The following is a 14,077-nucleotide window of genomic DNA, read 5'->3' as shown; positions in this document are numbered from 1 at the left end:
TGCCTGTACGCCGGCGTCGGCAGGATCACGCTGTGGGGCGGCGCACCGGAAGGTCGGCCGCAGCGTACGGACCGCCGCCCTGCTCCGGTACCTGGCCGATCCGGCGCTGCGGCGCGTGTACCCGCGGCGACCAACAAGGCCGAGTCTGCAACGGCTTCTCCAAGTGGCCAGGTTCGGCGGGGTGCCGGCCGACAACGACCCCGAAGAGCAGGAAAAGGTCGACTTCACCGGCCGGACCATGCCCCACGAACGACCGCTCAGGTCTCATCTCCGCCCTCGGACGGCATAGGGAGCTCTGCCGTGCGATGAATTCTCTAGCGGCAGCCGAGCACGGCCAGCTCGGCGTGCCCCTCATCGGCCCGGTCGGGCAGCAGCGCCAGCGTGGCTGCCCGCTCGAAGCGCGCACCCAGCCGGTACCACCGCTCCGCAGCGTCCGCCAAGGCGGCGTGGTCGCCGAGCCGGCCGCGTACCCGGGCCAGACACGCGGCCGCCCAGTCGCTCTCGCCCGCGTACGGCTCGGCGGCAATGATCCGGTCGCCGGCGTCGGGAAGGCCGGCCATGACGGCAAGCTCGGCCCCGACGACGCGCGCGTAGCCGACCCACCGCTGATCGGAGAACGGCGCGAAGGCCCGTTCGACCTGGTCGGCCGCATCGTCATACTGTCCGCAGTGGAGGGCGACCCGGGCGTCGGCGAACGCCCGGCAGGCCGCTACGACGGGCGAGCCGGCCGCCACCGTCAGCGCCCGTTCACACCATTGCTGCTGGCCGGCCGGGTTGCCACGCAAGCCCTGGATCATCCCGGCGAGGGCGAGCGCCGAGTTCATCCACGGCATCGACGGGCTACCGTCGCGCCACCACGCCACCCACAACGTCTCGGCTCGGCTGATCGCCTCGTCGAAGTCGCCGGTGAGGGCCAGCACGCGCACGAGCCGCGGAGCCTGCAGGTACGGATGCCCGCCGATCGGATCGTCGGCGTGGGCCTGCCGGGCCAGCGCCAGCGCGGCGGGTAGGTCGCCTGCGCCCAGCGCGGCCCTCGGCGCGACGTGGAACGCGTCAACGATCTCTGCGGCCGCGGCCGGGTCGTGGCGCGGCAGGGTGGTCGCGATCCGCAGTCGTTCGCCGGCCAGCCGGTGGGCTTCCCGGGTGGCCCCCGCGCGGTCGAGGGCATTGCACAGGGCGTCCATCGCCGCAAGTAGCACCAGCCGATCGCCGGCCGCACGGGCGAGTTCCACGGCCTCTCGGGCTCGGCCCAGGTCGGGCATCCAGCCGTGACCCTCGTGCCAGGCCGTCGCTATGGCGACCAGCGCGGCCAGTCGCTGATCGCTCGGGTTCGCGTCGGCTGTCTTCCTCGCCTCGGCCAGCAAGCGTGCCTGGTCATCGGTCGCAGACTCGATCGGCCCGAAGTTGTAGCGCACGCCGATCACCACGGCCTCGGCACGCAGGTCGGCGGTGCCCGCGGCCTCGACGGCCTGCCGCATGAGTTCGGTGGCGGTGCGGTTGTCGGCGACGGCCAGCGCGGCGTAGGCGCCGGCTCGCAGATCCTGGCCCTGCTCGATGCCGGCAGCGCACCGGGCTGCGGCCTGATAGAGCGTTCGCGCTTCGACGAACCGGCCCGCGGCGAAGGTCAGGTGGGCGAGCGTGCGCAAGAAGCCGTGGGCCGCGGGGTCCGATCCGACCGCGATGGCCGCCGCTCGAAGGTCATCGGCGACAACGTCGAACGCCGATCGCCAATCGGCGTCGAGCCGGGTCTCCACCTCGGCGGCGGTCGCGAACGCCCAGAGCAGGTACCGCTCGCGAATCGCGTCCTGCTCTCCCACGGCGCTCGCCTGCGAGAGGCCGAACGCGCGGATCGTGTCGAGCAGCCGCCATCCGGGGCCGGTGCGCACGACCAGGTTCTGGTCGACCAGCCGGCCCAGCAGATCGGCCACCTCCGCCGGGGTCGCCTGCGGACTCAGCGCCGCCGCGGCGGCCAGGTCGAACACCCCGACGAAGGCCGACAGCCGGCGGAACAAGGTTCGCTCGTCGGCGTCGAGCAGGTCGTAGCTCCACCCGATCAGCTCGCGCAGCGAGTGATGGCGGACGTGTGCCCCTCTGCCACCGGCCAGCAGCCGCAGCTGATCGCCGAGGCCGGTCAGCAGCCCGTCGGCGCCGAGCGCGGCCACCCGGGCGGCGGCCAGCTCGACCGCGAGCGGCAGACCGTCCAGCCGGGCGCAGACATCGGCCACGACTGCCGGTGGCGCGGCGAACCCGGGATCCGCGGCGCTGGCCCGATCCCGGAACAGCTGCTCGACCTCGGTGCCGGCGAGTGGGCGCACGTGTACGAGCCGCTCGCCGGTGACACCGAGTCGCTGTCGGCTGGTGGCCAGCACGGTGGCCTGCGGGCAGGCGGTCAGCAGCTGTTCGGTCAGCATGCTGACCTCGTCGATCACGTGCTCGCAGTTGTCCAGCACCAGCAGCGGCCGGCCCGAGCGCAGCCGCTCGAACACCGCCCGCTCGACGGACTGCGTCGGGCCCACGGTCACGCCCAACGCGTCGGCGACGGCCTGCACCACCGAGCCGGCCACGGCCGCGGTCCGGACCGGCACGAGGTCGACGAAGGCGCCGCCGGCGGGAAACCGTGACTGCGCCCGCTCGGCGACGGCGGCGGCCAGCCGGGTCTTGCCCACCCCGCCCGGGCCGACCACGGTCACCAGCCGGGACTCCTCCAGCGCCGATCCGACGGCGGCCACCTCCGCCACGCGGCCCACGAAGGTCGTCCGGCTGACCGGCAGGCCGACGAACCGCCCGGTCCTGGCCTGCTCGGCCAACGCGGCCAGGGCTTGTCGATCGGACGCGTCAAGCTTGCGCAGCAGCGCGGCGACGTGGCTCTCGACCGTCCTGACCGAGATGTGCAGCCGACCGGCGATCTGCGCGTTCGACAGGTGCCGGCCCACGGCGGCCAGCACATCGGCCTCCCGGGTCGAGATCTTCGTCAAGTCCACGCTTATCAGGATGGCGTACGTCGGTGACCGATCCGTACCGGCTCAGTGCTCAGCACGGATGTCCGGATGCGTGCCGCCCACCAGCCTGGATGCACACCGTCGAACAAGGAGGTCACGATGCCCACCCGACCATGTCCCCGGACGCGGGGTGACCGTCAGGGCGCCGTCGCTGCTCAACAGCGGCACCCACTCGCGTACAGGCGCGATACCACCGAACCCGCCGCGGAGACCCTGATGAGCCTGATCCACCGGACCCAGCGGAGGGCGGCGTCATGACCGACATCGATCTGGACGCCCACGCCCGTGGCCTGATGGACGCCAACCTGTACGTGATTCTCGGCACCGTCGACGCCGAGGGCATCCCGTGGACGTCGCCGGTCTACTTCGCGACCGCTGACTACGCCGAGATCTTCTGGGTGTCCAGCCCCGACACGCGGCATTCCCGTAACCTCGCCGCGCGTCCCCGGCTGAGCATGGTGATCTTCGACTCGACGGTGCCGGCCTACCACGGCCGGGCGGTGTACCTGTCCGGCACCGCCGCCGAGCTGACCGGCCGCGACCTGGACCGCGGTATCGAGATCTACCCCGGAGACCCCGGCCGGGGCGGCGCCGCCCTGTCACTCGAGGACGTCACCGCCCCGGCCGGGTGGCGCCTGTATCGCGCGACGATCAGCGAGGCGTTCGTGCTGTGCCCCCGCCGGCCGCGCCAGCCGTGCCCCACGCACGGCCTCGCCATCGACCATCGCGCGCCGGTGATCCCCTGGCGGCATCCTGCCTAGAACTCGACGGCGACAGGCGTCCCGGTGCGCTGCTCGATCGCATGGACGGCACTGACAACAGAGCGCGGCCTGTCGTTGAGGAAGCTGCCGCCACGTGCGCCCGAGCGGAGCTGACCTAGATAGAGGGGCGCTTGAGCGCTCGCCCGAGTGACCGCTTGACCCTGCAGGACTACACAGCGACGAAAGGAAACATCATGGGTTGCGCGCCGGTGTCGGCCGACGGCCATATCGCTTACGACGAGGGCGTCACGATGCATCGTCATGCCATCCAGTATGCAAAGGAGGCGAGCTCGTGCTGAGGCAGGTCGCGGAGGGTGTGCTGGTCCACGAGAGCGAGTTCGTGCAGACCAACACCGTGATGGTGCAGGGCCGGGCCGGTGTGCTGCTCATCGACCCCGGGATCACGGGCGACGAAATGGTCGCCATCGCGGACGACCTCGGCAAGGCGGGCCAGCCCGTCGTGGCAGGCTTCTCGACGCATCCTGATTGGGATCACGTGCTCTGGCACGCCCAGTTCGGCGACGCGCCCCGCTACGGTACGGCCCGCTGCGCGGCTCATATGCGAGAAGTGCTGTCGGACGCGGAGGCGAAGGCCCGCATCGCCGACCACCTGCTCGAGACGGAGATCGCCGGGCAGGTCCCCCTGGAACTGCTCGGCCTCATCACCGGCCTGCCCGCCGGAACCGCGCAGATCCCTTGGGATGGCCCCCAGGTCCGGATCATCGAGCATCAGGCGCATGCACCGGGCCACGCGGCGCTGTTCATCGAGGAACGCGGAGTTCTCGTCGCCGGCGACATGCTGTCCGATGTCCTGGTGCCGATGCTCGACGTCGGAGACCCCGCCACCGCGATCGAGGAGTACCTCACCGCGCTGCAACTGCTGGAGGACGTGGCGGGTGACGTCGACGTCATCGTCCCAGGCCACGGTTCCGTCGGCGGATCCGGCCAGATGCGGGCACGGATCGAGCGGGAGCGGGCGTACGTACTCGCGTTGCGGAACGGCCAAGTCCCCGCCGACCTGCGGGTCGGCCCATCGGCCAAGCCCGGCTGGGAGTGGGTGAGCGACATCCACGAAGCCCAACTCCGGCGCCTCACTCACTGAAGCGAGCGCGACCGGGACGCCTCGCCGACGAAGTCTCCACGCGCGGCGTGCGGGCGGCAGCAGTTCGCCAAAGCAGTACGACGAACCGCCCGGAGTGTTGGATGGCGGAAGGTCGGACGTGACGGGCCAGCGCAGTGGTCAGGGGCCCCGACCGTGGACGCGCTCCCGCAAGTGAAGGTGGACAAAGGTCCGGAAGAGAAAGATGAAGGGAGTGTTGTGACGGGTCTCGGGCGCCGGGGGAAGCTGGGGGAGCGGAGCGGGTGGTGGCTACGCCTCGACCGTACGGCGCGCGCTCAGCAGCCTGGCCCGGCGATCGCCCCAACTTGCGGCGACCGCCGCGGCCGCGGCCGGTGGCGAGTCAGATGGTGGCCGGGACGTCGTTCTCGGCCGCCTGCGTTGTCGCGCGAGTTCGGGGCAGGACGAGGTAAGTCAGGGCCAGGCCCGCCAGGCTCAGCACCGCACCGACCAGACCGGTCCAGCGCAGGGCGCCTGCCGAGACGATCACGCCGCCCAGGGCCGAACCGGCGGCCGCGCCGAGGTTGAAGGCGCCCACGTTGGCGGAGACGGCCAGCGTGGGGGCATCGCCGGCGTGGCGCAGGATCAGCCCCTGCAGCGGTGCGATGGTGGCGGTGGAGAGCAGGCCGAGCACCAAGACCGCCGCCACGGCGGAAGGTTGCCAGACGGCGGCGAACGGAATGAGCACGAGCACACCGGCCAGCCCGCCGAAGACGCCGCGCACGGTGGCGCTCATGGACTTGTCGGTGAGCCGGCCGGCAAGGAGGTTGCCGACGAAGCTGCCTGCTCCGTAGGCGAGCAGCAGCCCGGAGACCGCTGTGGAGGAGAATCCAGACACGCGCGTCATCAGCGGGGCGATGTAGGTGAACACCGTGGCGACGCCGGAGAATCCGACCGCGGTGGTGGCGATGGCCAGCAGGACTGGCCGGCGGGTCACCACGCGGACCTCGTCTCGCAGGCGCGTAGCCGGGGCCGGCTGCTTGGGCAGGACGGCTGCGAGCAGCACCACGCCTGCCAGCGCCAGGGCGGTCAGGACGGCGAACGGGGTGCGCCATCCGGCGCTCTCACCCAGCAGCGCGCCCAAAGGCACACCGAGCAGGGTCGCCACGGTGAAGCCGGAGGCGACCGTGGCGATCGCCGCCCCCGTCTTGTCCGGCGGCACCACGCTGGTCGCCATCACCAGGGCCAGGGCGAGGAAGGCGGCGTGGCTGAAGGAAGAGACCAGGCGTCCTGCCAGCAGCAGTTCGTAGGAGGGGGCCAGAGCGCTGATTGCGCTGCCCGCCGCGAACAGCAGCATCAGACCGAGCGCCAGTCCTTTACGGGGCATCTTGGCAGTCAGCGCGGCCACAAGGGGCCCACCGACCACGACTCCCAGCGCGTAGACGGTGACGGCTTGACCTGCCATGCCTACGGATATGCGCAGGTCCGCTCCCACCTGAGGCAGCAGCCCGGCGATCAGATATTCCGACGTTCCGACGACGAAGACGCTCACGCACAGGGCAGCGAGTGTTGCGAATGTCTTTCTCATGGCGAGGACGCTAGAGTCTCACATGGATGTGAGAGTCAAGTCGTGCGACGATTCCCCGCAGCACACGAAGGAGGCGCCATGCGCATCGGTGACCTGTCACGACGGACCGGCGTTCACGAGCGCCTGCTGCGCTACTACGAAGAACAGGGCCTGCTCCACCCCGCGCGGCGCCCCAGCGGTTACCGGGAATACAGCGACGAAGACATCGACACCGTCCGTCGCATCCGTAGCCTCCTGGCCGCCGGTTTGAACACCTCCGCCATCGCCACGATCCTCCCTTGCCTACGCGATGACGGCGACCGGCTGATCCCAACCTGCTCCGACCTTCTCGCCGATCTTCACCGGGAGCGGGAAAGGATCACACAGTCGATCACAGACCTGCAGGCGTCCCTGGGCGCACTCGACAGGGTCATCGCGGCAGCCCCGCCCGATGTCACACGGCGTGCACTCGCCACGCTCGATCATTGAACGACGTGCCGGACGAGGATGCCACCACCGTCACGGTGTTACGCGGCATCGCGGCTGGCCCGTCCTTGCGCGATGCCTTGGTCAACCGGTCGAGGGTTGCGGTGTGGCGGCGTCGACTGCCGCCTCCTGCCAGTCCTCGGGCACCATGTGCCTGATCGGCACCGTCTCGGAGGCGTCGCAGAAGACGGCCTCGAAAAGGGCGTAACGCTCCAGCAGCGCCAAGGCGTCCATCACCACCAGCGAGCTCGTCGCGCGACCCTTCGGTCTGGGGGAGTGACACGACGCCTTCCGAGCTTGGCCGAGCGCGCAGGTGGTGAGCGCGCCCGGCCTCGTACGGTGCCTAGCGAGCAGGCCGGTAGGCGTCATTGACGGCCACCGGGGCGCCGCCGCCCGCCGTACCGCCTCCCGGGATGTAGATCGTGCCGCCCACCGCGACGGCGGCGGTGCCGTGGCGGGGCACCGGCATCGGGGCGAGCCGTTGCCAGCGGTCGTGGACAGTGTCGCAGGCCTCGACATCGGGGAAGACGGTGTTCGGGTTGCCGCCGTGGTGCCTGCCTTCGCCGCCGAAGGTGTAGATTTTCGTGCCCACGACGGCGGTCGCGATCCCGCCACGGGCGGTGGGCATGGGCGCACGCTCCGACCAGCGGCGCGTTCGCAGGTCGAAGGCGTAAACGGTGTCCCGGACGTTCACCTGGCCGCGGTCGCGGCCGCCCACGACGTAGAACGTCGAGCCGATGACGGCCCCGCCGACGTGGTCGCGCGCCTCAGGCAGGTCGGGCAGCTTCTCCCAGCGGCCGCTCACCACGTCGTATGACGTCACGGTCGCCACGGTGTCCTGGAGGCCGCCGGGTCCCGGCGTCAGCGTGAGCATGCCGCCCGCGAGGTACATCTTCGTTCCGCGTACGCCTATCGCGGCGCTGCCGCGCGCCATGGTCGCAGGCACCGACGGGAGCCGGGTCCAGTGGCCGGTGCGGGGGTCGTAGACGAAGGCGTCGCGCAGCGCCTGCCACGACGTGCCGCCGGACAGCCCGCCCAGGACGTAGATCTTGCCGCCGACCGTCACCGCGTTGGGGTGGTTCATCGCCACTGGCAGCGGTGCCGCGGTCGACCAGGTGTCGCGCCGCGTGTCATAGACCTCCATGCGGGCCGTGGTGGGGAAGGCCGGTTCGTCGAGCACACCGCCGATCACGTAGAGCTTCTCGCCGACGGCGGCGACGCTGTGCTCCTGGCGAGGGCCGCCGGCGATCGGGGCGAGCGTCCGCCACCCCTGGCCGTGGACCGGCTCGGTCTGTACGGCCGGCCGCTCTGCCGCCACCGGGTGCGTCTGGGCGCTGGTGAAAACGACAGCGGCCAGCACGCCTGTCCAAAGCTTCATGACATCTCCTTCGGTTGCCCCCAAACGCTGGCCGAGCGGACAGCTGGGCACCAGGCGCCGGTTAACCCGGTGACGTCATCACCAGTGTGAGCGCCGCCTTCTCGCCGGGAGCGGAACCGACGACCGTGGGATCTCGAAAGTCGAAGGAGGAATCGCCTGATGTCCGAGAATCTGGTTGTTCTTGTGACCGGGGCCGGCAGCGGGATCGGCCGCGCTGCAGCCGAACCGGGCCGTGCTCCCGGTCATGCGAGTTCCTCGGGAGCATCCGATGATCGACACGTTGATCGGCACGTTCTAGGGGCGTTCACCGGCTTCCACATCGTGGTCCATCAAATCATCGACGGTCGCGGCCGCGACAGTGACGGCTTCGTCGGCGTACGTGGCGAGATGCGCGGCGTACACACCACCGGTGAGCTGTTCGGCGTCGCACCTACGGGCCGCGAGATCCAAGTACGCATTCACGAATTCCACGAAATCTCCGGCGGACGCACCGTCCGCACCTGGCACCTGGAGGACCGGCTCAGCCGGCTCGACCAGGTCGACGCAGTGAAAGGCACGAACTCATGAAGGCATTGCACTACACCGCCTACGGCGAGCGCCCGGTCGTCGCCGAGCTCCCCGACCCGGTCCTCTCTGACGGCCAAGTGCTGGTCAAGGTCGCCGGCGCGGCGCTCAACCCGCTGGACGTCAAGATCGGCGCCGGCCATGTGCGGGACTTCTTCCCGATCGCCTTCCCCTCGGTCGTGGGCACCGACCTCGCCGGAACCATCGAGCACGTCGGGCCCGAAGTCACCGGCTGGAGCGTCGGTGATGCGGTGATCGCCCGTACCGACCCCGGCTCGGGCGGGGCCGTCGCCGCGCATGCCGCCGTCGCGGCGACGAGGCTGGTGGCCGCCCCGGCCTCGGTCCCGCTCGGCCTCGCCGCGAGTCTGGTGACAGCCGCCGGCACGGCTTGGCAGGTGGTGTTCGAAGTCGCGGAGCTGAAGCCCGGCCAGAAGGTGCTGGTCCATGGCGGTGCCGGGGGTGTCGGCGGGTTCGTCATCCAGTTCGCGCGTCAGGCGGGCGGGCACGTCGTCACCACCGTGTCCCCGCCCGGTGCCGAGATCGCCAGTAAGCTCGGCGCGCATGAGGTGATCGACTACACCGCGACCGACTTCCGCACCGTGGTCTCCCGCGCCGACGTGGTCATCGACCCGATCGCGGGCGACACCGAGGTGGCCTCCCTCGACGTGCTCCGGCCGGGCGGACTGCTCGTCGGCCTCAACGTCCCGCCGGACGCCGAACGAGCCGCCGGCCGGAACGTTCGCGCCGAGTTCGTCTTCCACGGCTCCGACACGGAGCGGCTCGCGAAGGTCGTCGCCGCCGCCGACGCGGGGCTGCAGATCATGATTGACCGCACGGTTCCCCTGGCACGGGCCTCCGAGGCGTTCGACCACCTCGCCCAGGGCCACGCCAAGGGCAAGGTCATCATCCAGCCGTAGAAGTGCTGAGGTCGTGGCTGCCCAGAACGTCGAGCAGCGCGAGCTTCTCGGCCGAGTCGCCGCCGACCGGCGCGGTGAACCAGAGCAGCCGCTGCGTTCCGTCCTCGCTGAGCAGGCTGAGGCAGTCGAGCTCGAGTTCGCCCAGCTCCGGGTGCAGGAGGCGCTTGCGGTCGGCCCGCCGTACCGCGACCTCCTGGTGCGCCCACAGCTCGGCGAACTCGTGGCTGGCCGACAGCAACGCGCCGATGAGGCCGGCCACCTGCTCGTCCCGGCCGCGCCGCGCCGCCACGGCACGCAGATCCGCCACGAAGACGCGCGACTGATGACCATGCTCGTCCGGGTGGTAGCGCGAGCGTGCCTGCGGATCGGTGAACCAGCGGTAGACGAAGCTCGCCTCGCGCCCCTTGGCCTTGCTGATCGGCCCGAGGAGCGCCGTGGCGAGGCGGTTCTGGACGAGGACGGCGTGCAGATCGGTGATCACTGCCGCTGGGGTCGTGGGCAGCCGCTGCAGGAGGTCGAGCATGCCGGGGTGCACGTGCGCGGCGAGACTGTGCTTCGGCGGAATGGGGCGGCCTGCCAGGAAGTACAGGTGAGCTCGCTCGTCCTCACTCAACCGGAGCGCGCGGGCGAGCGCCGCCACCATCTGCTCTGACGGCTGCGCGCCGCGCCCCTGCTCAAGCTGGTTGTAGTAGTCGATTGAGGCACCCGCCAGGGCGGCCACCTCATCCCGGCGCAGCCCAGGCACGCGGCGGCGCGCCTGCACCGGCAAGCCCACCTCGCCGGGCCGGATGCGATCCCGCCGCGACCTCAAGAACTCGCCGAACTCACGCAGATCCATACCCGCCATTGTGAACCGGGCACCGTACAGGAAGGCAGGCGACGTCATCGCCACCAGCCCACCCCAGATCCTGATTCCCGGCCTTCCGCGACGCCGGCTGCCGGAGTGCTGAACGTCGATCCCAGCCGGCTGGCGTCGTGATCCATGATCCAGACGTCCAGCCAGCGACAGCATTCACCTACCTGCGAAGAGCCGGGCTAAGGCGCCTCGCCGTTCGCCCACTCGGACGCGTGGTCCTGGACGAACTCGTCGAAGGAGCGGGGAGGGCGGCCGGTCAGGTCCAGCACCGCGGTGCTGACCAGGTCGTCCCGGCCGGCGCTGAGGCCGGCGTCCACGGCGGCAAGGGCGGCGGCGAATTCGGCCGGCATGCCGGCGGCCCGGTAACCGGCCGCCAGCTCGTCGGCTTCGACGGGCAGCACCCTGATCGGCCTGCCGGTGCGGGCGGTGATGATCGCCGCCGCGTCCTGGTAGCTCAACGCTTTCGGCCCGGTGAGCAGGTAGTCGCGCCGGTCGCCCTGCCCTTCAGTGGGCCTCCCGCTGGGCTCGTCATCGGGGTTGGTCAGCAGGGCGGAGGCGGCGGCCGCGATGTCGCGCGCGTCGATCCAGCCCAGCCGGCCGCCACCGGCGGCGGTGTGAATCTCGCCGTGCTGCCGGAGCCGCTCGCCCAGCGGATGCGGGCGCAGGAAGTTCTGCATGAACCCGGACGCGCGCAGCACGACCCACCCGGGCCGCGTCCGTACGCGTGCGGCCAGCTCAAGCGCGCCGGGGGCGTTCGGCAGCACGACGGCGGAGCCGAGGAGCACCACGCGGCGCACGCCGAGCCGCTCCGCCTCGTCCAGGAACGGCTCGACCAGCGGCATCGGATTCACGGCGTTCACCGGAGGCACCAGATAGACGCGGTCCATCGCGTGCAGCGCGGCCCGATGCGTGCCCGGGTCGTTCCAGTCGAACCGGACGGCGTCAGGATCCCCGGCAGCCGGGTTGCGAGCGGCGACCCGGACCGGCACGCCGTCGCCCCGCAGCAGCTCCACCAGCACGCGGCCGGTCTTCCCGGTGCCGCCGGTGACCAGCACGCCGCTCATCGGGAGGCCCCCGAGCGCAGCGAGCCGAGCAGTTCGGGCAGCGTCCCGGTCGCCGAGGCGGCGGCCAGCGGGCTCCAATAGTCCCTGTAGTGCGTGATCAGGCCATCATGGACCGTGATCACGGAGATGTAGTCCATGCGGTAGGGCTCGCCGGTGCGCACCGTGTACCCGTGCGCGGTGAACTCCACCACGATGGTGTCCGGCCGTTGCGTGTGATGCACGGTGACTACAGGTATCTCCCGTACGTCCATCCGTTCCGGATATCCGGCCAGATAGTCACGGACGGCATCCCGCCCCGCCAGCCGCCGCGGCGCGTCCCCCGCAGCGAACGGGAACTCGGCGGTGCCCTGCTCCGCCCACAGATCGGCGATGGCATCCATGTCCTTGGCCAGCAGCAGATCCAGCAGTCGGCGGATCGTCTCCTCAGGAGTGCGTGGCATGTTCGTCCTCCGGTGTCCCGTGGAATGTGGTCATGCCAGCCTGGCCGCGGATCCGGGCGCCGTGGAACGGACGGGTAAGCCCCGGACCCCTGGTCCGTGGCTAAGGCGGCCGCCACTGTGGCAGCCTGGACGGGTGAGCAGAGCTGAACTGGCCGACTTTCTCCGTCGCCGGCGGGAGGCGCTGCGCCCGGACCAGCTGCCGGCCACGGCCGTCCACCCGCCAGGCCGCCGCGCCCGCCGTACTCCCGGCCTGCGCCGCGAAGAGGTGGCCACGCTGGCCGGGGTCTCCACCAGCTACTACGAACGGCTTGAGCAGGCCCGCGCTCCGCATCCGTCCCCGCAGGTCATAGCCGCGCTCGGCACGGCGCTGCGGCTCACCGACGCCGAGCGCGAGCACCTGGCGCGGCTGGCCGGGCAGGCCCCGCCCGCCCCGGAGACCGGCCGGGCGCCGGTGCCCGCCTTCGCCCGCGAGCTGCTGGACCGGCTCGGGCCGGTGCCCGCCTACCTCACCGACGAACGCCAGGACATCGTGGCCTGGAACGGCGCGGCAGCCGACCTGATCACCGACTTCGGGTCGCTGCCCGCTGAGGAACGCAACGCCGTGCGGCTGTCCATCCGGCTGAACGGCACCCTTTGCTCGGCCGCCGACGGCTCGCAGGGCGAGTACGCCCGGCAGACCGCCGCCCAGCTGCGCGCGGCCAGCGCCCGTCACCCGGCCGAACGCGTACTCGGCGAGCTGGTCAACGAGTTCGCCGCGCACAGCCCCGACTTCGCCGCCAGCTGGCGCAACCACGAGGTACGCCCCATACCGACGCTGCGCAAGCACCTGCACCACCCCGAGCTGGGCGTGCTGGAGCTGGACTGCCAGACTCTGCTGCTGCCCGGCACCGATCTGCGGATGGTGATCTACACCGCGCGTCCGGGCAGCCCCAGCGCCGCCGCGCTCGCCCGGCTCGCCGCACGCGGCACGTAGATCGAAGCCACCGTGTGAGCTGAGCCTGGTGTCCCTTTCGGTCGGTGGGCGTACGTACGGCCAGCGGTCGACCGTGATCAGTTTGAGTCGCCCGCCGTATAGTTGCCGGTTCCCCAGAGTCGACTGGTCGACGACGAGGACGAGGGCGTTGACGTCGGCGCGTGGCCGGGACAGCTTGTCCTGGTCTTCCTTGCGGATCCGGGCGCGGCGAGCGCGCGCTTCACCCGAGCACGGCCAGAAGGAAGACCAGCGGAACCGCGATCACAAGCTTCGTCATGGCTGCCACGATGGCCCGGTGGCGATCGCGCGGCAGAGCCGGTCCGCGTCCCACGCGGGTTCTCCCAGGTCGAGCCGGTCCGGCGCCCGGAACCCGTCCAGCGCCAGGTGCACGTGGCGCCGCCACAGTGACGGGGCGGCGTGCCGGGTGGCCTCGGCTACCGTGCTGCTCGCCCACAACAGCAGGAAGAGGTCGGCGCCGGTGACGTCCGGGCGGACGACGCCGGCCGCCTGCGCCCGCGCCAGCACCCGTTGCGCGAGCGCGCAGATCTCACTGTGCGCCGTCTCGGTGCGGTCGTCGCCGGGGAAACGCCGCGCCAGGAAGTCGGCGAACGCCCGGTCCCCGGCCTGGGCCGTACACAGGACTTCGAGCAGGCCGCGGAAGGCCTGCCACGGATCCTCCAGGCCGAGCGCGGCCTCCACCTCCTCGATCACGTGGCGCAGCTTCGGCTCGAGCACCGCGCACAGCAGGTCCAGGCGCGTCGGGAAGTGCCGGTAGAGGGTGCCGACGACCAGGCCCGCCTCGCGTGCGATGCCGTCGAGGGCGGCCTGTGCGCCCTGCCCTGCGAACGCGCTTCGGGCGCACTCGAGCAGCCGCTCGCGGTTGCGGCGGGCATCCCGGCGAGCGGGCAGCGGGTTCCCTGCGGCAGGCATGAGGTCACCGTAGCAAAGTGCGATACGTCTCAACTTTGAGGGTGCTCTCATTTTCGCTACAGTGAGCAGCACTCAAAATGAGAGC

General features: G+C 71.2%; 14 protein-coding genes. 6 read left to right on the top strand and 8 right to left on the bottom strand.

The window, feature by feature from the left end; all coding sequences use genetic code 11:
• Positions 1-314: 314 nt before the first annotated feature.
• Positions 315-2,981, bottom strand: a complete 2,667-nt coding sequence (locus AB0J53_RS42450) for a LuxR C-terminal-related transcriptional regulator (protein WP_364183305.1) — start codon at positions 2,979-2,981, stop codon at positions 315-317.
• A 272-nt stretch (positions 2,982-3,253) separates the two neighbouring features.
• Here AB0J53_RS42450 and AB0J53_RS42445 point away from each other — a divergent pair, with 272 nt between their 5' ends.
• Together AB0J53_RS42445 and AB0J53_RS42440 are read left to right on the top strand one after the other, a co-directional pair.
• Positions 3,254-3,760: a pyridoxamine 5'-phosphate oxidase family protein gene (locus AB0J53_RS42445; RefSeq protein WP_364183303.1), complete on the top strand. Its 507-nt coding sequence runs from the start codon at positions 3,254-3,256 to the stop codon at positions 3,758-3,760.
• Between the two features lie 292 nt (positions 3,761-4,052).
• On the top strand, positions 4,053-4,862 hold the full coding sequence (locus AB0J53_RS42440) for an MBL fold metallo-hydrolase (protein ID WP_364183300.1): 810 nt from the start codon (positions 4,053-4,055) through the stop codon (positions 4,860-4,862).
• Between the two features lie 358 nt (positions 4,863-5,220).
• On the opposite strand, the gene AB0J53_RS42435 is transcribed toward AB0J53_RS42440, so the two are convergent.
• Positions 5,221-6,405: an MFS transporter gene (locus AB0J53_RS42435; protein WP_364183298.1), complete on the bottom strand. Its 1,185-nt coding sequence runs from the start codon at positions 6,403-6,405 to the stop codon at positions 5,221-5,223.
• Positions 6,406-6,483: 78 nt separating this feature from the next.
• On the opposite strand from AB0J53_RS42435, the gene AB0J53_RS42430 reads away from it, so the two are divergent.
• Positions 6,484-6,873 carry a MerR family transcriptional regulator gene (locus AB0J53_RS42430; RefSeq protein ID WP_364183296.1) on the top strand — a complete coding sequence of 130 codons (390 nt, stop codon included), beginning with the start codon at positions 6,484-6,486 and terminating at the stop codon, positions 6,871-6,873.
• 81 nt (positions 6,874-6,954) lie between these two features.
• Here AB0J53_RS42430 and AB0J53_RS42425 read toward each other — a convergent pair whose 3' ends face one another.
• Together AB0J53_RS42425 and AB0J53_RS42420 are read right to left on the bottom strand one after the other, a co-directional pair.
• Positions 6,955-7,104, bottom strand: coding sequence for a hypothetical protein (locus AB0J53_RS42425; protein ID WP_364183293.1), 150 nt, complete (start codon positions 7,102-7,104; stop codon positions 6,955-6,957).
• Positions 7,105-7,213: 109 nt separating this feature from the next.
• Positions 7,214-8,248 (bottom strand): kelch repeat-containing protein, encoded by a 1,035-nt coding sequence (locus AB0J53_RS42420; RefSeq protein WP_364183290.1) that lies wholly within the window; start codon positions 8,246-8,248, stop codon positions 7,214-7,216.
• A 159-nt stretch (positions 8,249-8,407) separates the two neighbouring features.
• On the opposite strand from AB0J53_RS42420, the gene AB0J53_RS42415 reads away from it, so the two are divergent.
• A complete protein-coding gene (locus AB0J53_RS42415; RefSeq protein ID WP_364183287.1) occupies positions 8,408-8,815 on the top strand; it encodes an ester cyclase in 408 nt (135 codons plus the stop codon).
• Entirely contained in the window at positions 8,812-9,729 is a 918-nt protein-coding gene (locus tag AB0J53_RS42410; protein ID WP_364183284.1) for an NADP-dependent oxidoreductase, read from the top strand. Before AB0J53_RS42415 ends, AB0J53_RS42410 begins: the two co-directional genes overlap by 4 nt.
• Here AB0J53_RS42410 and AB0J53_RS42405 read toward each other — a convergent pair.
• The 3 genes from AB0J53_RS42405 to AB0J53_RS42395 form a co-directional block, all read right to left on the bottom strand.
• On the bottom strand, positions 9,716-10,567 hold the full coding sequence (locus tag AB0J53_RS42405; protein WP_364183281.1) for a helix-turn-helix transcriptional regulator: 852 nt from the start codon (positions 10,565-10,567) through the stop codon (positions 9,716-9,718). The genes AB0J53_RS42410 and AB0J53_RS42405 overlap by 14 nt on opposite strands.
• Before the next feature lie 197 nt (positions 10,568-10,764).
• Complete coding sequence (locus AB0J53_RS42400) at positions 10,765-11,649, bottom strand: NAD(P)H-binding protein (protein WP_364183278.1); 885 nt, start codon at positions 11,647-11,649, stop codon at positions 10,765-10,767.
• On the bottom strand, positions 11,646-12,089 hold the full coding sequence (locus AB0J53_RS42395; RefSeq protein WP_246645749.1) for a nuclear transport factor 2 family protein: 444 nt from the start codon (positions 12,087-12,089) through the stop codon (positions 11,646-11,648). The genes AB0J53_RS42400 and AB0J53_RS42395 overlap by 4 nt, the downstream gene beginning before the upstream one ends.
• A gap of 133 nt (positions 12,090-12,222) precedes the next feature.
• Between AB0J53_RS42395 and AB0J53_RS42390 the strand changes: the two genes are divergently transcribed.
• On the top strand, positions 12,223-13,062 hold the full coding sequence (locus AB0J53_RS42390) for a helix-turn-helix transcriptional regulator (protein ID WP_364183275.1): 840 nt from the start codon (positions 12,223-12,225) through the stop codon (positions 13,060-13,062).
• Between the two features lie 273 nt (positions 13,063-13,335).
• On the opposite strand, the gene AB0J53_RS42385 is transcribed toward AB0J53_RS42390, so the two are convergent.
• Positions 13,336-13,992, bottom strand: a complete 657-nt coding sequence (locus AB0J53_RS42385; RefSeq protein ID WP_364183272.1) for a TetR/AcrR family transcriptional regulator — start codon at positions 13,990-13,992, stop codon at positions 13,336-13,338.
• Between the last annotated feature and the right edge of the window lie 85 nt (positions 13,993-14,077).

Origin of the sequence: Nonomuraea sp. NPDC049725 (assembly GCF_040674795.1) — a bacterium.
GTDB classification, from domain to species: Bacteria; Actinomycetota; Actinomycetes; order Streptosporangiales; family Streptosporangiaceae; genus Nonomuraea; species Nonomuraea ceibae.
Note: the sequence above shows the minus strand (reverse complement) of the source record. Positions and strands in the feature narration are given on the sequence as shown.